The following is a 24,328-nucleotide window of genomic DNA, read 5'->3' as shown; positions in this document are numbered from 1 at the left end:
CCATTCGGCCTCACGTCGATCGTGGCCGGGTTCCCGCCGTCGCCGAGGCCGGCGGTGTAGGTAGCGTCGAATTCGACGACCAGTGCTGACGCAGGAGCGAGATCGAGGAGAAGGAGCGCGGCGGCGATGACGGCAACGACTCCAAACCCGGATCGTCTGTGCGCACCCATCGTCTAGTGACCGCGCCGCGAGAGGAGATGGAGTACCAGCACGGCGCCCACGCCGAGTGCGAGGAGCACAGTTGGCCCCGGCTCGGGCAGGAAATCGAAGCGCAAGGTCGCGGTGCCGCCGAAATGGAGGGTCGTGACTCCTAGGAACGGGATGACGTTCGCCGTCCAGGGCGTGACGAGGAGGAGTGTCCCCATGCTCGAGTGGGGGCCCGTCCGGTTGTCGCCACCGGTCTGCGTCCGGATCGTGATGAACTGTCCGCCGTGGTCCTCGGCCTTCACCATGCCCGTCGTGAAGCGGGCATTCCAGAAGCGTGCGGTCGCCGGGAACACGCCCATCGTGCCCAGGTTGGTGAATACCCCGTATGCGCTCACGATCTGGGTATTCACCGGTTCGTTGTGCCCGAACTTCCAGGGACCACTCAGCCAGTAGCCCGAGACGACCTGACCCGGTGCGACCGGGTACCACCAGTGCTCGCGTCCTCCACCGGAGGCACGCCAGCCGCCCCCGAAGGTGTTCGCGCCGGCAGTTCCCATGATCGTTTGCATCCACGAGAGGCTCGTCGGGATCATGAAGCTGAAATCGCCTCCGCCACCGCCTGCGCGGAGGTGATGGGATTCGAGTCCCATGGTCGTGGCCATGAAACTCATCCGGCCCATCGGTGTCGTCGTCGTGCTGATGGCGTTGTGGGCGGGCGCCGTGAAGCGCCCGAACAGGGTGAGGTCGAAGAACCTGGGAATGAACGCCGTTGGGAAGGTGACGCTGCAGGTGCTCGAGGTGTACCGCGCGAAACCGTTCACGCCCGCGACTCCGGGCTTTGCCATGATCGTCGCGTTGCCGGTCGTGGGGCCGGCTTCGCCGTAGTGGAAGGGGCGCACCGCCATCAACGAGCGCGGCGCGGTGATCCCGAGCTGGGCGAATCCGTGACCCGGGATCGACGCGTTGATATGCGGTTGGAGGCCCTGATTGCAGGCGGGCCTTCCGTTCGGCGCCACGTCGACCGTGGCGGGGTTCCCTCCATCACCGAGGCCCGCCGTGTAGGTGGCATCGAACTCCACCACCAACCCCTGCGCGGGGATGGCAACGGCGAGCCACAGAGCGACGCAAGCGAACTTGCGCGGAAGCCAGCGGGCTGGAAAACGCGTCTGCATGGCGGTTCCAGTGGGGCGATGAGGGACCCGCATTGTCCCCGACCCACCCTCCGAGAAGCAACGGCGCATTTCGGCGTCTCGCGCATTCCCGAAAAGAAGAGGCCCGGGCGGCATCGCCACCCGGGCCTCGGTTGGGTCACTCGCGATAGGGACGCGTTTCCGCTCCCTACTTGCGGCGTCTCGCCAGCAGGTGCAGGGCGATCACGCCGAGGACGCCCGCCGCGAGCAGGGCCGTGGGGCCGGGCTCGGGCAGGAAGTTGAAGCGGGTCGTCGCCGTGCCACCGAAGTACAGGTTCGCGGCGCCACCCAGGAACGGGATCAGGCTCGCCGTGAACGGCGTGACGAGCAGCAGGGTGCCCATGCTCGACGACGGGCCCGTGCGGTTGTCGCCTCCGGTCTGGGTACGGATCGTGATGAACTGACCGCCGTTGTCCTCGGCCTTCACCATGCCCGTCGTGAACCGTGCATTCCAGGCGCGCAGGGTCACCGGCGCCACGCCCATCGTGGCGAGATTGGTGAAGAGACCGGACTGGGTCACGAGCTGGGTGTTCACCGGATCATTGTGACCGCCCTTGCGCGGGCCGGTCAGCCAGTAGCCCGAGATCACGACGCCCGGCGCCGCGTTCACGGCCAGGTTCACACGGCCACCGCCCGACCCACGCCAGCCACCGCCGAAGGTGTTGGCGCCGGCGGTGCCCATGATCGTCTGCATCGGCGTGCCCAGGACCGTGGGGACCATGAACGTGAAGTTTCCGGGGCCACCGCCTGCGCGGAGGTGATGATCCTCGAGACCCATGGTGGTGACCATGAAGTTCATCTTGCCCATCGCCGTCGTGGTGGTGGTGATGGCGTTGTCCGCCGGGCCGGTGAAGCGCGAGAACTGGGTGCGACCGGCGAGGATCGCCGGCAGGAACGCCGTCGGGAACGGGATGTTGCAGGTGCTCGACGCGTACTGCGCCGCGCCGTTCACGCCTGCGACACCGGGCCGCGCCATGATCGTGGCGTTGCCGGTTGTGGCACCGGGCGGGCCGTACTTGAACGGGCGCACCGCCATCAGCGAACGCGGCGCGACCGTGCCGACATCGGCGAAACCAGCCGCCGGAATCGACGCGTTCAGGTGGGGCTGCAGGCCCATGTTGCAGATCGGCAGCCCGTTCGGTGACACGTCGATGGTTGCGGGGTTGCCGCCGTCGCCAATGCCGGCCGTCGAGGTCGAGGTGAACTCGACGATCACAGCCGTTGCGGGCAGTGCCAATGCCAGCAGCAAGAAGCTGGAGGCGGTGATTCGGGCGCACCGGGTGAGTAAGCGTTGGGACTTCATGAAGATCCCTCCAGGATGGGAGCGGGAAGGACCATGACGACCGAACCGACGTGGTTCAGCCGTCCAGCGAAACGCTCGGGTGGTCGAAGGAGATCTCCACCGCGGGCGCACGTCGGTCTTCCCGACTTACGCACGCCACCACCCTAACGCCAAGCGGTGTAGGAAAAGAAGCGGAATCGTCCGGCGGGATTGACGGAGGCGCGAGGGTTGAAACGTGTTCCACGAGCGGAGGGACGCAGGCCGTGTTAGGCGCACCCGAGAACAAGTTCCAGTGACACACCGCCGCTTCGCGGCACCGCGCTAGCCGCTCTCGGGCTGATACCAGATGGGCGACGAATAGGCGCGTTCCTGGGTCACCCGGGGAACCCGCTCGCCGAGGGTGGCTCCGAGCACGCGCTGGTCATAGGTGGTCCAGCGTGGCGTCGGGATCTCGAGCACACGTACGTAGTAGAACGCGGCGGCCTTTGGGTCGAAGTCGGGATCGGTCCACACGACCGCGAGCTGCGCGGCCCCGTGATTCTGCGTGTACCGCGCCCGTTCCACGTCCACCGTCGAAGGAACCGGCGGGACTACGCGATCTGGCCCTGGCTTTCGCATCCCGGGCTGACTCCACGCCACGTCGTGGACCCGCTCGTGGGTCCGGCCGTCGGCGTCGATCCAGCCCTTCACGATCTGCACCCGATCGAGATGTGCGCTGCGCGCATCCTTCGCGGCGGCAACGAGGAAGCGCGGCGCTCCCTTCGAGCGTGCCGGGAGGACGCCACCCATGGGCACGCCTCCCGCATAGCCCACCGCGGCGAGGTCCGATGCGGCGGCGTCGGCTGCTGCGTAGTCCCACCCTCCGAAGAAGCGCACGCGAATGCGCGGCCCGGTGGTGGCGTAGACCTCGCGTCGGGCGAGCGCATCCCAGATCTCCTCACGTGTGTTGTCGCGTGCCCAGACCGCGGCATAGCCCGAGGAAGCCATCATCCAGCCCGGGATCACGAACTCGCCCCGGCCGCCCACGGCATCCTTCCAGCGCGTGGGCGACGGCTCCATGTCCGCGCTGTGCTTCCCGAAGAAGTTGTCCTCGTCCGCGGTGGCCAGACCCGTGTGTGAATCGGTCGAGCCGATCATGCCGAAGCGGTAGGGATTGGTGCCGAAGCGCGCTTCGAGCTCGAGGCCGCGACGCAGCCCCGAGCGGGCATACTCGCCCGCGAGCATCGCCTTCTCTTTCGGAACCCCCGCGAAGTCGCCGACGTCCCAGGTCTCGTAGTCGGCGAAGGCGTCGTCTTCCGAGAGATAGGGATGGGTCTCGCCGTCACCCTTGATCTGGGTCACCTCGTACACCGGTTCCCAGCGCGCCCGCGCGCGAACGTAGTGCTCGTCCATCGCATCGCCGAACTCGGTCTCGGCCAACGGAAAGAGGATGCCGTTGGAAAGGTTCCCGTTGTGGGGGATGGCGAGCACCCGTCCGCCGGTCTCGCGTTCGTAGCGCGCCAGGTCGGCCCAGAGGCGACGCGGATCGCCGGAGGGAGCGGGCGAGAGGGGGAGGTGATCTCCCGCGCGTTCGGCGCCGTCGCGGTAGATCACGACTCGGTGCAGGTTCTGCCCGCCGCGCTGTCCCGTGAACTCGTATCCAACGAGGGGTGTGAACCGGCCCGGCGCGTAGTGGGCGTCGGCCAGACGGGCGAGCGCGCGCCACGCGGGTCCGCGAACGCGCTCGGCGTCGAGCTCCTTCGGGTTGTCGCGGGCCGTCTGCGTTCCTTCGAGGGCGCGACGCACCGCCCGGTCGGGAGAGCGCAGGATCTCGCGCCACTCCCGGAGCTTCGCGTTGGCCAGAAGGGTGGGATCACCGGCTTCGAGCGCGAGCATGGCACCGAGGCCGTCGGCGTGGTCGGCGACGACCAGAAAATCGAGGGGCTGTTCCAGCCGTGTCGGTTGTCCGTGGGTGGCCATCACCGTCTCGCCCTTGGCGAAGCGGTAGGCCTCCTCCGGCCCGAGGGCGGTACCGAAGGTGTAGGCGTCCATCGACAGACGCGTGTGCAGATGCGTGTCGCCCCAGAAGACGCGGTCGGGGTGCTCGGTGCGCAGTGCCGGTGCGTACACCGGATCGTCGTTGCGCTCCGGGGTCGGACCCGAGATGGCGAGCGGCGCTTCGGATCCGTCGCTTGCCGCTTCTTGCGCACGCAGGCCCGGGCACGCGGTGGAGAGGCAAGCAAGACCCAGCGTGAGCCAGAGAGGCAGGGGGCGAGCGCGAAGCCAGTTGGGGTGCATGGGTCCTCCTGGGTGCGCGGAGTGCGCCTCCCGCAGAGTCCGGTAGCGCAGCCAGGCGTTGGTGGGAACGAGCGTCGTCCAGGGTCGCGCGCGACACCTCGGCCCACCCCGCGGACCTCAAGGGGTGGGCGGGTCCGTCCGATGACTCCCGGATGCCCTCCCGGCTCGTGTCGGGGCGGGCTCCGACGCGCACCTGGCCGGCAGGGCGTGTCCCTTGCTCCTCGCAGACGCCGCCCCCATGCCCCCTTGGATCCTCTCGATCGACGACGGTCTGGATCTCCCTGCTTCGGTCTCCGACCGATTGCGGGAGGCGGACTGCGAACTGCGTCAGACCGCAGATCCCGAGGAGGCGATGCAGTGGGTGCACGCCGAACGGCCGGCGATGGTGCTGCTCGAGATCGAGAGCTCCCACTACGACGGGCTCGATCTCATGGCCGGGATCCGCGAAGTCGATGCGGGCGCCATTCCGGTGCTCGTCCTGACGCAACTTTCGCGCGACTCGGCAGAGCACGGAGAGGCCATCGCGCTGGGCTGCGTCGACTTCCTCACGAAGCCGGCTGCGGCGTCCGCCGTCCTGTCTCTCGTCAAGGACACGCTGCCGGAGCTCGCGATCGAAGCCGCCGGGCGCTCACGACGACCGGAAGCCGACCTCGAAGGGGACCTCGAAGACGTCCCCGTCCCCGAGCTCCTCGCGCGGCTGCGCAGGCGAACCGACACGGGTGTGCTCGGCCTCCGACGAGGAAGACGACGGGTCGCGGTGCAAGTGCGTCGTGGCGTGCCGATCGGATTGCGCATGCGGGCCCGACGCAATCCGACGAAGCCGCTCTTCGAGGCATTCGGTTGGGAAGAGGGCGAGTACCATTTCTACCGCGGGCGCGGCCTCGAGCCTCGCACGCTGCGGAAGTTCGACGTCGACCCGGTGGCGCTTCTGGCGGACGGCGTGCTCGATGCGGCGCCTTTGCGCCGCGTGCGCGATCGGTTGGCGAAGCGCGGGTCGCTCTATGTCTCCCTGGCCGAGGATGCGCCGACCACCCTTGGCCGCTGGTCGCTGAGCGAGAAGCAGCAGCGTGCGCTCGAAGCGCTGTCGGGCGAGGACACCCTTGCCGTGCTGCTCGATTCCGTCGTCTTCGACGACCGTGAAATCTACGCGCTGTGGGTGAGTGGCACGATCGAGCTGCGCACGACGCCCACCCTGACCCTCACCGCGCTGCTCGGCACGGAGGCGACGCCCGAGCCCGAAGCGCTCGCGTCCCAGCAGGAGGCGCTCGAAGAGCTGCAGCGCACGCGCGACGAGAGCGAGCGTGAGCTCGCGGCGCTGGCCCGCGACCGTGAGGCCCGCGAGGCCGAGATCCAGCAGCTCGCTCGCGACCGCGAGGCGCGGTTGAACGAACTCGACGAACTCGCCCGGACCCGATTCGAGTACGAACGCGAGCGCGACGCGCTGGCACCGGCGCTCGAGGAGCAGGCCGCGGAGCTCGAGCGCCTCGAACGCGCGCGCGAACGCCGCACCCGCGAGCTCGAGAGTCTTGCGGCGGCCCGGGAACGGCACGAGGAAGAGCTGGCGGAGCTGGCCGCAGCGCGGCAGGAGCGCGCCCGTCAGCACAACGCGATGGTGCCGGCCCTCGAAGAGTGTGCCCAGGAGCTCGAAGCCCTCGAAGAGGCGCGCACCGCGCGCGCTCGGGAACTCGAGGCCCTGGCGCGCACCCGCGATGAGCACGAGCGCGCCATCGAGGAGCTGGCGCAGACCCGCGAAGACCACGTGCGAGAGCTCGAAGCGCTCGCACCGGCCTTGGAGGAGCGCGCACGAGAGATCGACGCGCTGGCCAAGGTGCGGGAAGAGCATGAGCAGGAACTCGAGGAGCTGGCCGTTGCCCGGGCGGAGCACGCCGACGAACTCGAACACCTGGCACGCGCCGTGGCGGATCGCGCCCAGGAGCTCGAGGGCCTCGCCCGCGCCCGCGCCGAGCGCGCGCAAGAGCTCGAGGAGCTGACGCGGACTCGCGCCCAGGAGACGCGCGAGCTCGAGGCCCTGCGCCGGGTGCGCCAGGAACTCGAGCGGGAGATGGACGCGCTCGCCAGGACCGCGGTCGACGACGCGCCGACCCTCGAGGCCGTGGTGCCGAGTGCGCCCGCGCTCGACGCGTTGGAATCCGAAGCCGACACCCAGTCGATGGCGGCCGCATCCGACGAAGACACGGCCACCATGGTCGTCGCGGCGGCCGTCGCGCAGGCGAAACCGGAGCCGGTTTCCGAACCGGAATCGGAACCGGAGCCCGATGTCGCTCCCGAGATCGACGTCGACCTGGACGCCGAAGACCCGTCCGAACCCGCGCTTCGAGATGACGCGCCCGCGCTCGTGGCCGAGGCGCCGGTGCCCGAGCCGGCCCAGACGGAACCGCTGGACCGCGAGAACCTCGTCGTGACCATGCGCGAGCTGGCCCAGCGGCTGCTCTCGAGTGACGACTTCGAAGTGCTCGGGGTGGGCCCCGATTCCTCCGACAGCGAAGTGCGCGCGGCACACCGGGCTCGCCTCGACGAAGTGCCCGAGGTCGAGTCGACCACCGCCAACCTCGTGCTCTGCCAGCAGGCCGACCGGATCCGGGTGCGGATTCGCGCTGCCTTCGACAACCTGGGAAACGCGGAGAAGCGCCGCGCCTACGCGATGCTACGCGACGAGGAAGCCGAGGACCGCCGCGCCCAGTCGAGCGCCGAGCGGGTGCTCGAGGGCGAGCGCTGGTTCCGCAAGGGCGAGACCCACCTCGACGCGAAGCAGTACGACCAGGCGACCGAGGCCTTCGGAATGGCGTCGCATCTCGATCCGGAGCAGGGCGACTACGTCGCGCACCTGGGCTACGCGCTCTACCTCACCAATCCGAGCGATGCGGTCGTCCAGCGCGAGGCCCTCGAGAACGTCGCGAAGGGCATCAAACTGTCATCCGACCAGCCGCTTCCCTACGTCTTCCTCGGACGCATCCACAAGGCCAAGGGAGAAGTCGAGGTCGCGAAGAAGATCTTCTCGAAAGCACTGCTGCTGAAACCCGACTTCCGCCCTGCCATCCAGGAGCTGCGCGTCATCGAGATGCGCGAGCGCAAGGGGAAGGGCAAAGGCGTGCTTTCGCGCCTGATGGGGGGCTGACCCCCGGCGCCAGGTCGTTTGGCGGGTTCGACGCTGCGGGGCAGGCCTCCGCTCGGAGGCCCACCCCTGCGTCCCGCTAGCAGTCGCCCTCGCGCATCCAGCGTCCGCTCGGGTCGCAGACCATGCGGCGCTCGGTCATGCACACGGACGCGCCTTCCGAGAAGCGCCGATCCTCGTGGGAGCAGATCGCGGCAAACTCGAGGCCCTCTTCCTGGGCCGCGTGCTGGCGCACGACGTCCTCGGGGACCTGGGCGTGCAGGCTCAGGCAGCCCGTGAACGTGGCGAGAATCAGCAGTGAAATCGCGGCGATGCGCATTGAACTCCTCCAGACGCAGGCGCGCTCGAAGGGTTCTACGTCTCGGCCGCGGTGGATCTTGCGGTGCGCTCCGAGAAAAGGTGAGCGGCGCCCGCGGCGCGCGGCAGCCGCCGTGACGCGCCGCTAGTGTCGCCGCATGTCGCTTTCCCTTGCAGGGCCCAGATCCGCACGGCTTGTCGTCGCGCTCGCCGCACTCCTTCTGTTTGCCGGAGGCTGTCGCAACATCCTCGGCTACGTCGCGACCCCCTTCGTCTACGACGAGGTTCCGATCGCCGCAGCGCTGGTCAAGCGAGACGTGCCGTATCGGCTCGGTGACGATGCGGACGCCGAGAAGCACCGCCTCGACCTCTTCCTGCCCGACGCGGCAGACGCGGGCGAGGGCTGGCCCATCGTCGTATTCGTCCACGGAGGTGGCTGGACCAGTGGCGATCGCGGCTACACGGTGGGCGGCGCAGACATCTACGGGAACTTCGGGCGCTATCTGGCTTCCCACGGCATCGGCGCCGCAGTGATCAGCTACCGCCTGCAGTTCGACGTAGATTGGACCGATCAGGTCGAAGACGTCGCGCGCGCGCTCGCCTGGGTGCAAGCCCACGCCGCGAGCTACGGCGGCGACCCCGACGCTGTCTTCCTGATGGGGCATTCGGCGGGAGCTCAACTGGCGAGCTTCGTCGCTTTCGATCCGGGAACCGCCGACGCGCACGGCGCGGGTCGCGTCTGTGGCGTGATCCCGGTGAGCGGGGCCGGCTACGACCTCGCCGACGAGGCGACCTACGAGCAGGGAGCCCGTTTGTCCTACTACGAGCGTCGCTTCCGGGTCGCGGACGAGGCCTGGCAGCAGGAGGCGTCGGTGATTCCGCGCATTCATGGAGACGCGCCGCCCGCCCTGGTGCTCTACGCCGAACACGACTGGGATGCGCTGCGGCACCAGGCGGCGTTGCTCGAGCAGGCGCTCACCGACGCGGGCGCGACCGCTCGCCTGCAGCGCGTCGAAGGTCGCAACCACTACACGGTCCTACTCGCACTGACCGACGAAGCCGGACCTTCGGTCGTCGATTTCGTGCACAACACCGAATGCGGCGGCAGCGCGAGCTGAACGCCCCTCATTCTCTGGAGCCCCCATGCGTTTTGCCTACCACGCCGCCATGTGCGATCCCGACTTCTACCTGCCCCTCGCGCTGGCCTGCGAAGAAGTCGGCTTCGACACCTTCACGCTGCCCGACAGCATCTGCTACCCGCAGGAGTCGGACAGCAAGTACCCCTACAACGGCGACGGTGATCGCGAGTTCCTGGATGGCGTCCCCTTCCTGGAGCCCTTCACCGTGGTGCCGGCGATGGGCGCGATCACGACGAAGCTGCGCTTCTCGACGTCCGTGTACAAATTGGCGATCCGGCAGCCGGCGATCGTGGCGAAGCAGCTCGCTTCGGTGGCGGTGCTCACGAAGAACCGTTTCACCTTCGGCATCGGGATCAGTCCCTGGCCCGACGACTTCGCGGCGACGCAGATCCCCTGGGAGCGGCGCGGGAAGCGCATGGACGAAATGATGGAGATCCTGCGCGGGCTCCTCACCGGCGAGTACTTCGGCTACGACGGCGAGATCTTCCAGCTCGATCCGATCAAGATCTGTCCGGCGCCGAGTGAGCCGGTGCCGCTGCTGATCGGCGGGCACGCGAAGCCGGCGCTGCGCCGGGCCGCGCGTCTCGCCGATGGTTTCATCCACGCCGGCGGCTCAGCCGACGAATTCAAGGTGCTGATCGACGAGATCGACGGCTACCGCCGCGAGTACGGTCGCGAGAACGCGCCCTTCGAGTACCAGGCCATGAGCGGCGACGCGTTCTCCACCGACGGGGTGAAGAAGCTCGAAGACTACGGAGTGGCGGAGTCGATCGTCGCGTTCCGCAACCCCTACGACGCAGAGCCCGACACCCGTAGTCTCGAGGACATGGTCGGCCAGATCCACTGGTTCGCGGACAACGTGATCGCGAAGGTGGGGTAGGGCGATGCTCGCTTGCCAGCGGCGACCCGCAGAGGCCCCCACGATCGGACCGGGCTAGTCGCCGCCGGCCCCGTAGTCCCACGAGATCGCCCGCTCCGGGGTGACGCGGATGTAGACCGCACCGGCCCGGGCCTCAGTCGGCAATTCGGCTTCGGGAACGCCCCGCGCACGCGCCCCTTCACGCGCGTAGTGCAGGACTTCGTCGGGCGCGCGATGGACACGGGCGTGTCCCTGCAGCATCACGCCGCGAATGTCCGACATGGTGCTGCCGGACTCGAGGAGAACGCTCGCCCGCGAGTCACGCTCGATGTTCGCGACCTTGGCGGTCCCGTCGCGCACTCCCATCACGATCTCGTCGCCAAGCCGGTAGTAGCCGAGGGGCACGGTGTGCGGGAGGCCGTCGGCGCTGAGCGTGGTGAGGATTGCCCAACCCGGGCGGGAGTCCAGGAAGGCGTGGATCTGGTCGCGGTTCATTCGTCCAGGCATGTGCCCTACGCTAGCCCGATGCCGAAAGTCGACACCCTCCGAGAATCCCGTTGGCGCCTGCGCGAGGCGGACAGCGTCGAGATCCGCAGTGGCGCGCAGCACGTCCGAGCCGCCCTGGTATGCGCCCGAGAAGGTGAGCCTGTGGTCGAGCTCCCCGAGCCGCTTGCGTCGGAGACTTCAGTCGAGCTTCTCGGCCCCGAGGGCCTCGCGCTGCGGGGATGGCTGCAACCGGCCAGCGAATCCGAGCGGTCACGCTTCCTGGGGGTGCTCCCCGACGCCGACCCCGCGCGTCTGCACCGGTTCGAGATCCAGGAGGCGGCGCTCCTGGACGGTTCGACCGCCTCCGCGGAGGAATGGACACTCGACACGCCTGGTTGGGTCGACCAGGAGCAGTTCATTCTCGATCACATGAACGACGACCACGTATCCGAGATGCAGCTCATGTGCGCCCAGCTTCGGGGTGTCGAGGTGGCCGAGCCCAGGATGGTCGCGGTCGACCCGGAGGGGATGCATCTGCGCGCCGGCGATGCGCTGCTCTACTTCCGGTTCGAGGAGGTCTGCGACACGGTCCGCGAAGTAGCCGGTCAGACGATCGTGCTGACCCACCGTGCCCGCGCGATGGCCGGGGGGGAAGCCGAGCCGGCTGACGGGCGAGCATCATGACCGGCGTCCTGTCCATCGTGGCCGGCGTGTGCGTGGCCACGGGCTTCGGCGCGATGGTCTTCTTCTCCAGTGTGATGGCGCCGCTCATCTTCACCCGCCTTCCCGAAGAGACGGCTGGTCGCTTCATCCGCCAGGTGTTTCCCTGGTACTACGCGGTGCTCGCCGTGGTGACGGGCGTGGGCGCCCTGGTGCTGCTCGCAAGCACCGACGATCGCTTCGACGGCATCGTTTGTGCCGCCATCGCCGCTGGCTTCGTGTTGGCGCGCCAGTGGTTGATGCCACGGATCAACGCGTTGCGAGATCGCGAGCTGGCGGGCGACGCTGCGGCAGCGCAGCCCTTCCAGGCCGCACACCGGGCGAGCGTCGTGCTGAACTTCGTTCAGCTCGTGGGCCTCGGCTTCGTGCTGGTGCGGATGCTGGACTGACGCCGGCCCGGGCCCTCGCAGAAGCGCGAGCCCGAGCCGACGATCCATCGAGGTCGCCCCGCTCGCGCGCGGCAATCGATCGGCTCTGTCTACTGGCGCGACCGTCGCACTGCGATGGCGCTTGCGCCGACGAGCAGGGCGCTCAGCAGCGATACGCCCCAGGGCCCCAGCAGGGGAACCGGCAGGTTGTTCGTGATCTTGAATACGTTGTTGCTGTTGCGGCCCGCGACGAAGGCGTTGCCGGAGTTGTCCACGGCCACGCCGTAGCCCACGTTGAGCAAGTTCCCCCCGCCATCGCCGAGCGCGTCGATCACTTCGATCGTGTTCCCGGCCGTCGGGATCCGGAAGACGTTGTCGCTGGCGAACCCCGAGACGTAGACGACGCCTGCGTAGCTCACCGCGACTCCCTGCGCGTCGACGAGAATGTTGCCTAGCCCGTCGCCGGAGGAGTCGATGATCTCGGTGATGACGCCGCCCGGCGTGATCTCGAACGCATTGTCCGAGAACGCCGCGATGTACGCGTTGCCGTTGTTGGCGACGGCGATGGCACGCGGGGCGACGAGCGCGTTTCCCGCTCCGTCTCCCGTGTTGTCGATGATCTGGGTGATCGTGCTGCCAACGGGGTCGATGCGGAATGCATTGTTGCTGCCGCTGCCCACGACGTAGACGTTGCCCGACGTGTCCACGGCCACACCGTCCGGAGCGCTGAGGGTGTTGCCCGAACCATCCCCAGTCGCGTCGATGATCTGCGTGATGGTTCCGCCCAGAGTGATCTGGAAGACGTTGTTTGAGAGAAGGCCGGAGACGTAGACGTTCTCGGCGCTGTCCACCGTGATCGACCGGGGATTGTCGAAACCGTTGGTGCCGTCTCCGGTCGAGTCGAGGATCTGGGTGATCACGCCACCCGGCGTCACGCGGAAGACGTTGTCCGAGGTGCGGCCGGCCACGTACACGTTGCCCGATGCCGCGACGGTCAGGCTCTCCGGGGCATCCAGGATGTTGCCCAGCCCATCGCCCGTCGAATCGATGATCTCAGTGATGACGCCCCCTGGCGTCACCTTGAACGCGTTGTCCGAGGTCTGGCCGGGGACGTACACGTTCCCCGCGCTGTCGACGTCGATGACCCGCGGGCGGTCGAGGATGTTGCCCCCGCCGTCACCGGTCATGTCGATGATCTCGGTGATCTGGGCGCTGCTCGCAGAAGAGAGGGTGACGATACCGATGGCGGCTAAGGCAAGGGCTCGGCCAGCCAGGCTTCCTTTGGTTCTCATGATGGCTTCTCCAGGTTCGACGCCCTTCGCTTGCTGGCCCGAGCTGGCGGCTACGACCGTCGCGTTGGCGCGATTGGGGAGAGGCGACGTGCCAGGCTCCTACGCGCTTCGAGTGGTCAGATACTACTGGCGCTCCCCCAAACCGCAGCCCGCGTCGCTCGACGACACATGAGCAGGTTCGGACGCTGTTCGCACAGCTGGGTGAAAGAATCGCCGTCACGGAGGGTTCGGGCCGGCAGATGCCGGCCGTGGCGCGCTCTGCCAATGCTCACCGCCGATCCTCGCCGAAGGGCCTCGACCACGAGATCAGGGCCGGTGTGGCCAGATAGTCGGTGATCAGCGCGACGAAGAGTCCCGTGCACGCCAGGAAGCCGATGCGCGCCATGTTCGAGATGGGGGACAGGGTGAACATCAAGAAGGCGCCGCCCAGCACGATCGTCGTCATCGCGAGGTTCGTGCCGACCGTCGAGAAGGTCTCGCGGATCGCACGGTCGTAGTCACCGCTTCGCTCGTACTCGACCTTCATGTGGTTGATGAAGTGGATCGTGTCGTCGACGGCGACGCCGAGGAGCATGGGCATGATGGTCATGGTCATCATGTCGAGGGGCGAGTCGAAGTAGCCCATGTAGCCGGCGATGGCGGCGAGCGGTGCCACGTTGGGGAGCATGCCGATCAACGCCGTCTTGACGCTTCCGAAAACCAGCACCATCAGGGCCGCGATGACGACGAGTGCAGTGAGGAGTGAGCGGATCTCGCCCGAGACGATCTTGCGATTGAGTTCTGCGAACTGCACGGCGGATCCGACGACGTGCACCTCGGCGCCGGGGAAGTGGGTCTCGCCGAAGCGCTCGATCACGCGCATTTCCCGAGCGACCTCGTTTGCGTCGAACTCCCGTACCTGCACCTGGGCGCGCAGCACCGAGTAGTCCTGGTCGACCCAGCGGAAGGTCTTGGTGCCACCGGAGATTTCGTAGAGCAGGAGCAGCTGGGCGACGAGATCGCGGGTCTCGGGGACCCGGTAGAAGGCAGGATCGTCCCCATGAAAGGTCTGATTCATCTCCTTCACGATGTCGAGGATCGAGAAGACCCGGGGCACGCCCTTGTGCGACTGGGTGAGTGGGAAGGCGCCTACTGTCTCGATCAATTCGTCGAACTTTTCGAGCACCTCGGGGTCCTTGATGGCGTGGGCCTCCCCGAGTTCGACCGTGATGTTGTACGAAAGGTAGGAACCGAGCTGGGAGTGGGCGACGTCCCAGACGCGTTTCACGTAGGGCACCTCGAGACCGATGAACTTGAACATGTCCATGTTCACCTGCATCCAAGCGGCTCCCGGCGCCGTAACCATCACGAAGAGCGCGATGAGCCCCAACATCAGTGCCCGTCGCTGGATGACGAGGTTTCCGGCCGCGCGCATGCCGCGGTCGAAGGCAGAGTCGCGCGGTTGCCCCGCATCAGCGGCCGGCGCCCGGTCCTTCCCGAAGCTCATCAGGATGGGGACCAGCACCGAGACGAATAGATAGACGGTGAGTACGACGGCAGCGCAGGTAAAGCCCAGCCAGCGAATCGTCTCGATCCCGACCGTTGCGAACGACAGCACCGATCCCATCGTCGTGAGCGCCGTGAAGCCGATGGGCCAGCCGGTCTCTTCGACGGCGGCGATCGCGGCCTCGTGTCGCACCCCATGCTTGCGGTGATTGCGCTTGAAGGCGTTGACGATATGGATCGAGTAGCTGACCGAGAGCGCCATCCCGAGCAGGATCGGGAGCGTGACGAGCGTTGCGTCGATGGCGATGCCGAGCCAACCCATGATCCCGAAGACCACGACGACGCCCATCACCGTCGTGAAGACCGGGACGAGCACGCCGCGAACCGAACGCAGGAAGACGCTGAGCAGCAACACCATCAGACCGAATCCCGACACGACCCGTTTCTGGGCCTCGGCCCCGAAGTAGTCGCGTTCCTCGGTCTCGGTGTAGGGGAGCCCGGCCGCCTTCAGGGTGAAGCGGTCGCTTTCCCATTTCGGGTCGGTGACGATTGCGATCGCCGCTTCGCCGATGTCGAACATCGGTTCCTGGGCGTCCTCCTGCTGGGACCACTCTTCTTCTTCCGGGTACTCGTGGAGCTCGAGTGTGAGCCAGGTCTCCGTGAAGTCGTCCGAGAAGAGGCGGTTGGCCAGCGCCGGCCTTGAGAGCAGGAGCGCGCGGATCTCCTCGAGCCGGTCCGGATCGGTCGGGATCCCGTCCTCGAAGGGATTGATGATCTCGACGCCATCCGGTGTGCCCACCGAGATCTCGAGTTCGACGAGCGAGTTCACCGCGTCGGCGTGGGGAACGTCGTCGAGGAGTTCATTGCCGAGGGCGCGAATCGCGGTGAGCACCTCGGGGTGGAGCACGTCGGGCGCGGTGACCAGAATGCCGATCGTGTCGTTGTTCCCGAACCGGTCTTCGAAGCGCTCGGTCGCGATCGAGATGGCCTCGCTGTCGTCGAACCAGCTATCGCGCGACACGTTGATCGAGACCTGACCCACTCCCGACACGCCCACCGCCACGAGCGTCAGCGCGGCGACCAGGAACCAGAAGCGATGGCGGAGCTGGAAGGCGCCGACTCGACGGAAAGCCTGGTTGAACCGCTCGACTCTCATCGGTCTTGCTCGCGGTGGGCGGCGCTACGTCCCGAGGTGGTCCCGGTCATCCCATTCCTCCCTGAAGTCTCGGAGCGACCTCTTTGGCGAAGCGCTCGATCGAGGCGAGGGTCGCTTCGCGGTCCGCGATGGCCTCCGCGTAGAGCGCGATCCGGCGCGCTCCCGTGGTGTCGATGAAGGCCCGGAGTGCTTCCGCGACCTGCTGGGGGTCACCGAGAATCGCCCCGTCGGCGACGCCTGTGGCCATCGCTGCCCGGTCCACCGGGTTGCCGTCAGCGTCTCGGTGGCGCCCCTCGGCGCCGGGCACCGCCGGCCAGTCGCCGTCCTGGAAGGAGGTGGTCAGGGCCTCGCGGAGTCGCTCGCGATCGCGGTCGGGCTCGCTGGTGACGTGCACGATCAGGGTGTGCAGGTGTTCCGGAGGGTCGACCGCGTCCGGTCGTTCCTTCTCGTACTGCGCTTCGACCGCCACGCGCCCCTGGGCCGGCATGGCGAAGTAGTGCTGCAAGGGAAGCCCGTTCCGGGCGGCGAAGGCGAGACCCCCGGGCGAGCTCGTCGCGGCAAACAGGGGCGGACCCTGCGGCGAGAAGGGCTGCGGCTCTACGCGCATGGCACCGCCGACATCGACCCGCGCGCGGCGTTCCTCGTTCCCCGACCAGAGGTCGAGCAGCGTCGAAAGCGAGCGGACGGGCTCCTCGTCCCACCGCTTCGTGTCCACGCCGAAGACCTCGTAGTCACGCAGGTAGCCGCCGCGTCCGAGCCCGAGGTCGAAGCGCCCCCCGCTCATCTGATCCAACAGGGCGGCACGTTCGGCAAGATCGATCGGTTCGAGCAGCGGTGCCAGGACGACCGCAGTGCCGACGCGCAGTCGCCGGGTTCTTCCGAGCAAGAACCCGGCCGCCGTCAGCGCGCTCGGGTCGAGTCCGAAAGGAATGAAGTGGTGCTCGGAGAGCCAGAGATCGTGGAGGCCGAGGCGCTCGGCGAGGTCCGCCTGCTCGAGAGTGAACGCGAAGATCTCCTCGGGGCGGGCGGCGAGGTTCGCGCCCATGTTGAGGAAGAGGCCGAAACGGCAGGCTGCGCGGCCGGCGGCGGGGTCGACGGACATGGCCGGTTCCTCCACGAGGGCAGAGAGGCCAGCCCTCGCGACCCATGTTAATGGTGTTATCATGAAAATGACAATCATTTTCACCACGATCACCCGTGAAGTCTCCAAGCCACCGAGCGGGCCACGACACGTCCAGTAGAGGGATTGCCACGCGGTGCCCGCATCGGGAAGCAAGGACTCCATCAGCAAGGAGGCGCGAGCCGCGGCGCGAGCCCCGCTCAGCCAGGACGCCATCGTGCGCGCCGTGCTCGACGTGGGCGTGAACCGTTTCTCGATGCACAGCGTTGCCCGGCACCTCGGGGTGACGGCCACCGCCCTCTATCGCCACGTCGGTTCGCGCGACGAACTCCTCGCCCTCGCCATGGAGGCGTACTGTGCGCGGATCGTGCTGCCGGACGCCTCATTGGAATGGCGCCCCTACCTCGAGGCGCTCGCCCACGGGTTCCGCGACACCTTGCTCGCGATGCCGGGCGCTGCCGAGTACGGCACGAAGATCGGCCCGGCCACGCCGAGTGCCTTCGCCATCGTCGACCACGCCATCGGTGTGCTGCGCGAAGCCGGGTTCTCCGCGCTGGGCGCCTGGCGCGCCTACAGCCTCGTCGTGAACTACGCGTTCTCGGCGGTGCAGGGGCTGGAGCACTTCGCTCGGCTCGAGGCCGAGCACGGCTCCGGCGGCTTCCGCGTCTTCCAGCTGTCGGCCGAAGAACGCGCCTCGTTCCCGAACCTCGCCTGGACGACCGACGGCATCGACTTCGACTTCGACGCCACCTTCGACGCGAATCTCAAGGCGATCGTCGCGGGACTGGAGCCGGGCTGAGAAGCGTCGCATGGTGTAGGGATCCTGCCCGGCATGCTGGATGTGCGGAGGCCAGAGGCCGTAGAATCACAGGGTCATGCCCAATCCTCGCAGCGAAGCCGAGTGGATCCGTTCATCTTCCCTGTTCCGTTCCTTGTCCGACGACGTTCTCGAAAAGCTGGCGAGCGTGGCGATCGCGCGTCGCTATCCCGCGAGGACCGTCCTGTATCGGCGCAACGACTCGGGTGAATCGATGATGGTCGTGGTCTCGGGCAGGGTGGTGATCTCGTCACTCTCTCCCGAGGGAAACGAGGTGATCCTCAACCTCATCAACCCCGGCGAGGTGCATGGCGAAATCGCGCTCCTCGACGGAGGGCCGCGCACGGCAACGGCCACGGCGGACCTCGATACCGAGGCGCTGGTTCTTCAACGGCGCGACGTGAAGCCGATGCTCGAGGAATCCCCGGGTCTCGCCGTCCAGCTCCTCCAGGTACTCTGCGCGCGAATCCGCGAGACGACGGCCTTCGTCGAGGATGCCGTCCTCATGGACGTGCCCCGGCGGTTCGCACGGCGTCTCGACGTGCTGGCAACGCGCTACGGCGAGCCCACCGACGGGGGCGGACAGCACATTCGACATGGGCTCTCGCAGCAGGAGCTGGCAGAAGCAACCGGGATCACGCGGGTCAGCGTCAACAAGATGCTGATGAGCTGGCAGCGGGAAGGACTCCTCGAGCACGGACGCGGCTACGTGACCGTGCACGATTGGGAGGCGCTGCGCACGTTCGTCGACGGCGATGCCTAGCGCAAGCGGGTTCAGCGATCCGGGTCGTCACTCGAGTCGGGCGAGCGCTCCAACGCGACCACCAAGTCCAGGTCTTCCTGGTCGAGCGTGCTGGTCCTCTGTGGCTGATGCCCGTCGGCGACCACCACGAGTCCGTACTCGCCTGGGCCGGTCTTGATCGCCTGGACTGCTTCGAGATCTTCAGGCTCGGTTTCGGGCAGGGTGCTTCCTCGAAGAAGCCAACCCGACGCTACGGCGCGATCCCGCACACGGCTCTACAGATGGGCGAACCCCGGCGCGGTCTTCGGTATCCGACGGCGGAGATGGAGAAAATCACCTGCTGTCAACTCCTTGACAGCCGCGTGCGTCGCGATCTCTGATGATGACGTCTCGTACCTGACCCCAAGGAGAAACCCATGGCCAATCGAATCGCGCAAATTCACCAGGGCGGCGTGTCCGTCTGGGACGTGCTGCTCCCGCTTCGCACGGGGAACGTGCAAGCCGACCACCGCTACCACGAGAACCACACGGCGATGTTGAACGCCGCGTTGAATCGCACGGACGTGAACATCGCCGAGTTCACTTGGCAGGAGAGCATGGAAATCCTGCTCAAGTGGTTCCAGCAGCGCGTAGTGGACCGATCCTCGCCGTTCTACGACGTCAAGAGCCTGTATTTCGTAAAGCTCGGACTCCACGAGAAGGGCCGCCAGCTATTCGTGTCCTTCCAGACCGAGTTCTGGGACGAGCACGAAGACGAGCAGGACTACATCGACGAGATGTCGGACAAGTACCGTGAAGCGCTCGAGGTGTTCTGGCGGCATTGCGAGGGCGTCGACCTCGTCTTCGAGAACCCCGCGCCTGCCCACCAGCTCTCCACGGCATTCGTCGATCTGGTCGTACGGACCGGTCTCGTCGACAACCACAGCGACAAGCAGGCGCTGACCTTCTTCGTGCAACACACGGATACGAGTCCGACTCGGATCGACGAGCTGAAGCAGGACAACGAGCGGCTCCTGCGAGTCGGCACGGAGCTGGACCGAGCGCGCGAGTCGCTCGACGGCCTCGGATCCGATGCCCGGGAGGCCGTCGAGAAGCTGCTGAACACGCTCGATCCGATCGTCGGCACACCGTCGGGTTCGCAAGAGCAATGACCTCGCTGCACCCGGACGCGACCACGGGGGATTTCACGTCCGACGTGCAGGCCAACGTCCTGCGTGGTCTCCGAGCCCGTCACGCGCGCTTCGTCTTCGTCCGTTTCGACGACGCAGCCGGAGCGCGCGCCTGGCTCGGGGACCAGGACCTCACTGATGGCCAGCTCTGGCCGCGAGGTCAACCGCCTTCAGAGGTGCTCTCGACCGTGGCGATCTCGAGTGACGGGATGCGGGCGCTTGGCGTGGACGATTCGTTGGTCGAAGGCTTTCCCGAAGCGTTTCGCGCGGGCATGTGGGAGCGCCGGGCCACCCTCGGCGATCCTCCGACCCTCGACGCGTGGGATCGCGATCTGCGAGACAAGGTGGGGAGGCAGCCCCACGCGCTCCTGAGCCTCTACGCGGACGACGAGGCGAAACTCGAGGATGCGGTCCACCGTCGGGCGCTCCTGTCGGGTGCGTCGGTTCGACGCGTCCATGTCGAGAAGGGGCGTCGCCTGGTGGAGGGCCGAGAGCATTTCGGTTTCCGCGATGGCATCAGCCAGCCCGTCTGGACCGAACAGATGAAGTGGCGTTCGAGGTACCCGCTTTCGCGTCTCCTCTGCTTCCCGCCGTCCGGTGGAGACCCTACCCTGCGAAGACTGCTCCGGCTCGGAAGCTATCTGGTCTTCCGCAAGATCGAACAGGACGTGGCGGAGTTCCGGCGGTTCGTGCAGGGGCGACGCTTCACGCCCGAGAACGTCGCGGCGTTGATGATGGGACGTTGGCGGAACGGGGCGCCCGTCGAACTCTTTCCCGATGATCCGGGGGAGCTCCTTCATGACCACAACGACTTCGAGTTCGACGACGAGGCGAGTCCGGGACGAACCGCGCAGAGCGCCCACATCCGGCGCTCGAACCCCCGGCGCGTCACGACGGAGGAACGTCGAATCGTGCGGCGCGGGATTCCTTACGGGGAGCCCGTGAGTGGCTTCCCGGGCTCCTTGGACGAGGAGGTTCCGGCGAACGACGAAGGATCGCGTGGGCTCCTGTTCATTGCTCTCAACGCGGATCTCGAGGGCCAGTTCGAGTTCATTCAGCGACGTTGGATGAACTCGATGAGCTTCGGGGGTGGCTGGGGACGCGACCCCTTTGGTGCCAGCACGCCGGGCCCACGCGGGCGCATTCGCATCCCGGGCCTTCCCGAGAAGGAGCTTCCGACCTTCACCCGGTTCAGAGGCGGTGCCTATTTCTTCATGCCGAGCATGCAGGCGATTCGCGACCTGTCCGACAACCGCTTCGCCTGAGGGCTCGGAGGCGGGCTAGGCGCTCGCCATCGCGTGCGCGGCGTCGCTACGCGTATCGAGGCCGAGCGCCTTGAACGCCCGCGCGGCGACCTGCGCGTGACGCTCCCTCGCGCGCCCCGCGGCAACCTCGGCTCGCGCGAAGAGTACTTCGGCCTGGAGCGGGGTGCGGTTTCCGCGCAGGGCGAGGGCGGCGGCTTCGTCGAGGTGGCTGTCGGGTCGTTCGCCGCCGGTGGCTCGGGCCGCCCGTGCCCGAGCGACAAGGCTCCAGCCGAGGGTGCCGAGATCCCCGTGATCGCGGCTCACCTGGCAGGCCTCTGCGGCGCGCTGCAAAGCGATTGCCGGCTGGCCCAGACGCAAGGCCAGCTGCGAGAGTGCGAGGAGGCGAAGGTCGAGGGACCACCGAGGGATCTGCTGATCGTCGGCGATGTCGGTGATCCGCTCGAGGTCCGCCATCGGGTCAGCGATGTCACTCGCCTCGCGCTCGGCGCGCACGAGGCCGAGCTCTGCCGCTAGCGCCACGGCGACGGTAGGCAGATCGTGTCGCCGGCAGTCCTCGAGACCTTCGACCAGGACGGCTTCCGCATCGGGATGCTCGTGCCTCAAGCGGTGATAGTGTGCGGCTCCCAAGCGCGCGAGGGCGTGTCCGAAATGATCGCCAAGGCGAGTCGCGAGGGCGAGCGAGGTCTCGGCATACTCGGCGGCCCGCTCGAACTGGCCGAGCTCCGCGCATGAGTGGGTCAAGAAGCCGCGGGCCAGCACGGCGGGAACGGCGGTGCTGTTGAAGCGCTCGCCCTCGAGTTTTCCAGGCAGGCGGGCCAGGAGTGCGCGGTGGACGGTAGCGGCCTCTTCGAAGTGACCGGCCCCATGGAAGCAAAGTCCGAGGCCGACGCCGGTAACGACGCGCAGGGTCAGATCGTCAACGCGCCCCGAGATGGTCTCGGCGCGACGGCCGGCCTGAATACCCTCGGCATAGTGGCCGGCGAGCCAATCCGAGAACGTGCTCGTCGCATAAACCAGACCGAGCGGCCGGATCTCACCGACGAGCTCTGCTTCCTCTTCTGCTTTCTCGAGGTGAAATCCGACGCGCACGACATCGCCGCTGGGAATGAGGCACCCGCGCAGCAAGAGTCGGATACGCACCGACTTGCGCAGGTGATCGTGGCTCGAGGGCAAGGAAGCGAGCGCCTGGAGCGCGCTTTCCAGAAAGCCGACGGCCTCGCGATGCGCCGATTGCCCGATCGCCTTCAGCCCGGCTTTTTCGAGGTAGCCCACGGCCTTCTCGTAATCGCCCGAACGCTGCGCGTGGAGGCCGAGCAACCCGATGAATTCTTTCCGGCGCTCTGCGGCGAGGCGTTCGAGCGCCTCGAGGACACGTTCGTGCAACCTGGCACGGTCGCGCTCGAGGAGCAGACCGTATCCGACGTCGCGGATCAAGGCATGGTGGAAGGCGATGGCTTCGTTCTGGGTGGACTTCGCGAGGAAGCCGTGGTGCTCGAGGGCGGCGAGGGAATCGGCGAGTTCGTGGGCCGACATGCCCGAGGCCTCGGCGATCACCTCGCGCGGCGCCGTTCCCGCCGCCGCGATCGTCTGGAGCAAGCGCTTCAGTCCGCTCGGGAGGCGATCGACGCGGGCTCCGATCGCCGATTCGACGCTGTCGGGGATCACGAGGTCATGGAAGGAGCGGGCAGGGCGGAAGTCGCCGGAGCGTCCGCGAATCACGCCGGTATCGATCAAGCTGCGGAGGCTCTCCTCGATGAAGAGCGGGACGCCCCCAGTGCGCTCCGCCACCAACTCGATCAGGCGCCCGACTCCCGGGTGGTCTCCCATCTCGTCGGCCAACAGCGCGCGCGCGCTGGCATCGTCGAGCACCGGGACGGCTATCCGTTCCGCCGCCGCGAGCAGGGGGTCGATGGTGTCGCTCGTCGCGCGGCGGGTCGCGATCACGAGTCGCTGCTGTCGTCCCCGGCTCTGGGCGAGTCGCTCGCACAGGGAGCGCGTCTCTTCATCCATCCACTGGACGTCTTCGAATACGGCGACGACGGGCTCGGGACACGCGGCCAACAGCGCGGTAACCCCGCCGAGCAATCGTTCTCGGCGCCTCTCCGGGGAAGTCGCCTTCCAATCCGAGCCCTCCAAGGAAAGCCCCAGCAATGCTCGCAGCGCCGTCGTGTCGACCCGCCCCTCGTCATCCCAAGCCTGCACGCAGGGCTCGAGCTCGTCCCCGCGTGTGCCCTCGTCGTGCGCCGCACCCGAGTCCAACCACTCGGCCAGCGCCCGTCGTGTCGGGGCGTGGGGCAGGCCCTGTTCGAGAGGAGATCCGTCGAAGCGCCAGATATGCCAGCCCATCGCGGCTGCGAAGCCGCAGAATTCGTGGACGAGTCGAGACTTCCCGACACCGACGTCCCCAACGATATCGACGAGGTGTGTGCCGTCGACTCGCGCCCGTTCGAGCGCCGCTTGCAGTCGGCCGATCTGGTGCTCGCGTCCAAAGAACCCGCGCAGGGCGCCATCGGAAGCCTCCAGCGCGCGTGCCCGGTGTTCACCCTCGCGGACGGTGAGGAGCTCGAACGCGTCGACCGTCTCGGTGACCCCCTTGAGTTCGAGGCCCTCCCGCTGTCGTACCTCTATTAGCCCCGCGGCGCCGCGACGGGTCGCAGGGCCGAGCAGGGTGGTGCTCGGATGCGCGGCCTGCTCGAGCCTTGCGGCCAGGTGGACCACGTTCCCAACAGCGGTGTAGTCGAAGCCCGTGTCGCTGCGGATCGCGCGTACCACCACCTCGCCGCTGTTCACGCCGACCCTTACTCGGATCGATGCTTCCGAGAGATCCGCGATGCGCCGGTGGATCTCGATCGCTGCAAGGCACGCGCGCAACGCGTGGTCTTCCTGGGCGATCGGCGCCCCGAAGAGCGCCATCAGCCCGTCGCCTCGCACCTCGCTGACGGTTCCTCCGAACCGGCGCACCGCCTCGCGGATCGCGATCAGCGGCGGCTCGATCACCCGTGCAGCGCCTTCCGGGTCGAGGCCCGCGATCAGCTCAGTGGAGCCACAGATGTCGGCGAAGAGGACGCTGATCCTCTTGCGCTCACCGGTGAACGGCATGCGCGGCCGGAGTGCGGGGGCACTGCCTCTCTCGGCCTCTTCGGCGGCAAGTAGAGGGGCGCCGCAGTGACTGCAGAAGCGAGCGCGCATCGGCAACCGCTCGCGGCACCAAGTGCATTCCTGCTCATCCGAGTCGATGAGGGCGTCGGATGCGGAACGAGAAAGCGAGCCGGGATCGGCCGTGGGCGAGTCATCGGAGCGGGGCACGAGGGGGCTCTCCGAAGCGGGTGTCGCAAACGATTGTACCCCGACCGCCGCTCGGCTTGCGGTCGAAGTGGTACAGCC

General features: G+C 67.5%; 19 protein-coding genes. 9 read left to right on the top strand and 10 right to left on the bottom strand.

The annotated features are described in order from the left end of the window. Positions 1-173 precede the first annotated feature (173 nt). The 3 genes from AAF430_05350 to AAF430_05340 all read right to left on the bottom strand — a co-directional run bounded on the left by AAF430_05350 (position 174) and on the right by AAF430_05340 (position 4,896). The gene (locus AAF430_05350) at positions 174-1,319 is read right to left on the bottom strand and encodes a hypothetical protein (protein MEM7409651.1); all 1,146 of its coding nucleotides are present in this window, start codon (positions 1,317-1,319) and stop codon (positions 174-176) included. 166 nt (positions 1,320-1,485) lie between these two features. Further along, positions 1,486-2,640, bottom strand: coding sequence for a hypothetical protein (locus AAF430_05345; protein ID MEM7409650.1), 1,155 nt, complete (start codon positions 2,638-2,640; stop codon positions 1,486-1,488). Positions 2,641-2,940: 300 nt separating this feature from the next. Further along, positions 2,941-4,896, bottom strand: a complete 1,956-nt coding sequence (locus tag AAF430_05340) for a DUF3604 domain-containing protein (protein MEM7409649.1) — start codon at positions 4,894-4,896, stop codon at positions 2,941-2,943. 238 nt (positions 4,897-5,134) lie between these two features. Between AAF430_05340 and AAF430_05335 the strand changes: the two genes are divergently transcribed. After that, positions 5,135-8,032, top strand: coding sequence for a response regulator (locus AAF430_05335; protein MEM7409648.1), 2,898 nt, complete (start codon positions 5,135-5,137; stop codon positions 8,030-8,032). Between the two features lie 76 nt (positions 8,033-8,108). Here AAF430_05335 and AAF430_05330 read toward each other — a convergent pair whose 3' ends face one another. Then, positions 8,109-8,348 carry a hypothetical protein gene (locus tag AAF430_05330; GenBank protein ID MEM7409647.1) on the bottom strand — a complete coding sequence of 80 codons (240 nt, stop codon included), beginning with the start codon at positions 8,346-8,348 and terminating at the stop codon, positions 8,109-8,111. 136 nt (positions 8,349-8,484) lie between these two features. Between AAF430_05330 and AAF430_05325 the strand changes: the two genes are divergently transcribed. Both AAF430_05325 and AAF430_05320 read left to right on the top strand, forming a co-directional pair. Next, a complete protein-coding gene (locus tag AAF430_05325; protein ID MEM7409646.1) occupies positions 8,485-9,444 on the top strand; it encodes an alpha/beta hydrolase in 960 nt (319 codons plus the stop codon). Between the two features lie 25 nt (positions 9,445-9,469). Beyond that, complete coding sequence (locus AAF430_05320; GenBank protein ID MEM7409645.1) at positions 9,470-10,345, top strand: TIGR03619 family F420-dependent LLM class oxidoreductase; 876 nt, start codon at positions 9,470-9,472, stop codon at positions 10,343-10,345. 54 nt (positions 10,346-10,399) lie between these two features. Here the strand turns inward: AAF430_05320 and AAF430_05315 are convergent, their stop codons facing one another. After that, positions 10,400-10,831 (bottom strand): pyridoxamine 5'-phosphate oxidase family protein, encoded by a 432-nt coding sequence (locus tag AAF430_05315; GenBank protein ID MEM7409644.1) that lies wholly within the window; start codon positions 10,829-10,831, stop codon positions 10,400-10,402. An 18-nt stretch (positions 10,832-10,849) separates the two neighbouring features. Here AAF430_05315 and AAF430_05310 point away from each other — a divergent pair, with 18 nt between their 5' ends. Continuing rightward, positions 10,850-11,494: a DUF2470 domain-containing protein gene (locus AAF430_05310; protein ID MEM7409643.1), complete on the top strand. Its 645-nt coding sequence runs from the start codon at positions 10,850-10,852 to the stop codon at positions 11,492-11,494. Then, positions 11,491-11,919 (top strand): DUF4149 domain-containing protein, encoded by a 429-nt coding sequence (locus tag AAF430_05305; GenBank protein MEM7409642.1) that lies wholly within the window; start codon positions 11,491-11,493, stop codon positions 11,917-11,919. Before AAF430_05310 ends, AAF430_05305 begins: the two co-directional genes overlap by 4 nt. An 89-nt stretch (positions 11,920-12,008) precedes the next feature. Here the strand turns inward: AAF430_05305 and AAF430_05300 are convergent, their stop codons facing one another. The 3 genes from AAF430_05300 to AAF430_05290 form a co-directional block, all read right to left on the bottom strand. Next, positions 12,009-13,190, bottom strand: a complete 1,182-nt coding sequence (locus AAF430_05300; protein MEM7409641.1) for a hypothetical protein — start codon at positions 13,188-13,190, stop codon at positions 12,009-12,011. 268 nt (positions 13,191-13,458) lie between these two features. After that, complete coding sequence (locus AAF430_05295; GenBank protein ID MEM7409640.1) at positions 13,459-15,831, bottom strand: MMPL family transporter; 2,373 nt, start codon at positions 15,829-15,831, stop codon at positions 13,459-13,461. Between the two features lie 46 nt (positions 15,832-15,877). Continuing rightward, entirely contained in the window at positions 15,878-16,933 is a 1,056-nt protein-coding gene (locus AAF430_05290) for an LLM class flavin-dependent oxidoreductase (protein MEM7409639.1), read from the bottom strand. Positions 16,934-17,087: 154 nt separating this feature from the next. On the opposite strand from AAF430_05290, the gene AAF430_05285 reads away from it, so the two are divergent. Together AAF430_05285 and AAF430_05280 are read left to right on the top strand one after the other, a co-directional pair. After that, entirely contained in the window at positions 17,088-17,750 is a 663-nt protein-coding gene (locus AAF430_05285; GenBank protein ID MEM7409638.1) for a TetR/AcrR family transcriptional regulator, read from the top strand. A gap of 76 nt (positions 17,751-17,826) precedes the next feature. Beyond that, positions 17,827-18,531, top strand: a complete 705-nt coding sequence (locus AAF430_05280; protein ID MEM7409637.1) for a Crp/Fnr family transcriptional regulator — start codon at positions 17,827-17,829, stop codon at positions 18,529-18,531. A gap of 11 nt (positions 18,532-18,542) precedes the next feature. Here AAF430_05280 and AAF430_05275 read toward each other — a convergent pair whose 3' ends face one another. Then, complete coding sequence (locus AAF430_05275) at positions 18,543-18,779, bottom strand: hypothetical protein (GenBank protein ID MEM7409636.1); 237 nt, start codon at positions 18,777-18,779, stop codon at positions 18,543-18,545. A 147-nt stretch (positions 18,780-18,926) separates the two neighbouring features. Between AAF430_05275 and AAF430_05270 the strand changes: the two genes are divergently transcribed. After that, entirely contained in the window at positions 18,927-19,661 is a 735-nt protein-coding gene (locus AAF430_05270; protein MEM7409635.1) for a hypothetical protein, read from the top strand. Beyond that, entirely contained in the window at positions 19,658-20,944 is a 1,287-nt protein-coding gene (locus AAF430_05265) for a Dyp-type peroxidase (protein MEM7409634.1), read from the top strand. Before AAF430_05270 ends, AAF430_05265 begins: the two co-directional genes overlap by 4 nt. 15 nt (positions 20,945-20,959) lie before the next feature. On the opposite strand, the gene AAF430_05260 is transcribed toward AAF430_05265, so the two are convergent. Continuing rightward, on the bottom strand, positions 20,960-24,043 hold the full coding sequence (locus AAF430_05260) for an adenylate/guanylate cyclase domain-containing protein (GenBank protein MEM7409633.1): 3,084 nt from the start codon (positions 24,041-24,043) through the stop codon (positions 20,960-20,962). Positions 24,044-24,328: the final 285 nt, after the last annotated feature.

This window comes from Myxococcota bacterium (genome assembly GCA_039030075.1).
In the GTDB taxonomy this organism is placed as follows: domain Bacteria; phylum Myxococcota_A; class UBA9160; order UBA9160; family SMWR01; genus JAHEJV01.
Note: the sequence above shows the minus strand (reverse complement) of the source record. Positions and strands in the feature narration are given on the sequence as shown.

What these genes read in the sequence shown, in the direction of transcription:
- AAF430_05350 (MEM7409651.1), bottom strand. Translation starts at nt 1,319, where the DNA reads ATGCAGACGCGTTTTCCAGCCCGCTGGCTTCCGCGCAAGTTCGCTTGC.
- AAF430_05345 (MEM7409650.1), bottom strand. Translation starts at nt 2,640, where the DNA reads ATGAAGTCCCAACGCTTACTCACCCGGTGCGCCCGAATCACCGCCTCC.
- AAF430_05340 (MEM7409649.1), bottom strand. Translation starts at nt 4,896, where the DNA reads ATGCACCCCAACTGGCTTCGCGCTCGCCCCCTGCCTCTCTGGCTCACG.
- AAF430_05335 (MEM7409648.1), top strand. Translation starts at nt 5,135, where the DNA reads ATGCCCCCTTGGATCCTCTCGATCGACGACGGTCTGGATCTCCCTGCT.
- AAF430_05330 (MEM7409647.1), bottom strand. Translation starts at nt 8,348, where the DNA reads ATGCGCATCGCCGCGATTTCACTGCTGATTCTCGCCACGTTCACGGGC.
- AAF430_05325 (MEM7409646.1), top strand. Translation starts at nt 8,485, where the DNA reads ATGTCGCTTTCCCTTGCAGGGCCCAGATCCGCACGGCTTGTCGTCGCG.
- AAF430_05320 (MEM7409645.1), top strand. Translation starts at nt 9,470, where the DNA reads ATGCGTTTTGCCTACCACGCCGCCATGTGCGATCCCGACTTCTACCTG.
- AAF430_05315 (MEM7409644.1), bottom strand. Translation starts at nt 10,831, where the DNA reads ATGCCTGGACGAATGAACCGCGACCAGATCCACGCCTTCCTGGACTCC.
- AAF430_05310 (MEM7409643.1), top strand. Translation starts at nt 10,850, where the DNA reads ATGCCGAAAGTCGACACCCTCCGAGAATCCCGTTGGCGCCTGCGCGAG.
- AAF430_05305 (MEM7409642.1), top strand. Translation starts at nt 11,491, where the DNA reads ATGACCGGCGTCCTGTCCATCGTGGCCGGCGTGTGCGTGGCCACGGGC.
- AAF430_05300 (MEM7409641.1), bottom strand. Translation starts at nt 13,190, where the DNA reads ATGAGAACCAAAGGAAGCCTGGCTGGCCGAGCCCTTGCCTTAGCCGCC.
- AAF430_05295 (MEM7409640.1), bottom strand. Translation starts at nt 15,831, where the DNA reads ATGAGAGTCGAGCGGTTCAACCAGGCTTTCCGTCGAGTCGGCGCCTTC.
- AAF430_05290 (MEM7409639.1), bottom strand. Translation starts at nt 16,933, where the DNA reads ATGTCCGTCGACCCCGCCGCCGGCCGCGCAGCCTGCCGTTTCGGCCTC.
- AAF430_05280 (MEM7409637.1), top strand. Translation starts at nt 17,827, where the DNA reads ATGCCCAATCCTCGCAGCGAAGCCGAGTGGATCCGTTCATCTTCCCTG.
- AAF430_05270 (MEM7409635.1), top strand. Translation starts at nt 18,927, where the DNA reads ATGGCCAATCGAATCGCGCAAATTCACCAGGGCGGCGTGTCCGTCTGG.
- AAF430_05265 (MEM7409634.1), top strand. Translation starts at nt 19,658, where the DNA reads ATGACCTCGCTGCACCCGGACGCGACCACGGGGGATTTCACGTCCGAC.
- AAF430_05260 (MEM7409633.1), bottom strand. Translation starts at nt 24,043, where the DNA reads ATGCCGTTCACCGGTGAGCGCAAGAGGATCAGCGTCCTCTTCGCCGAC.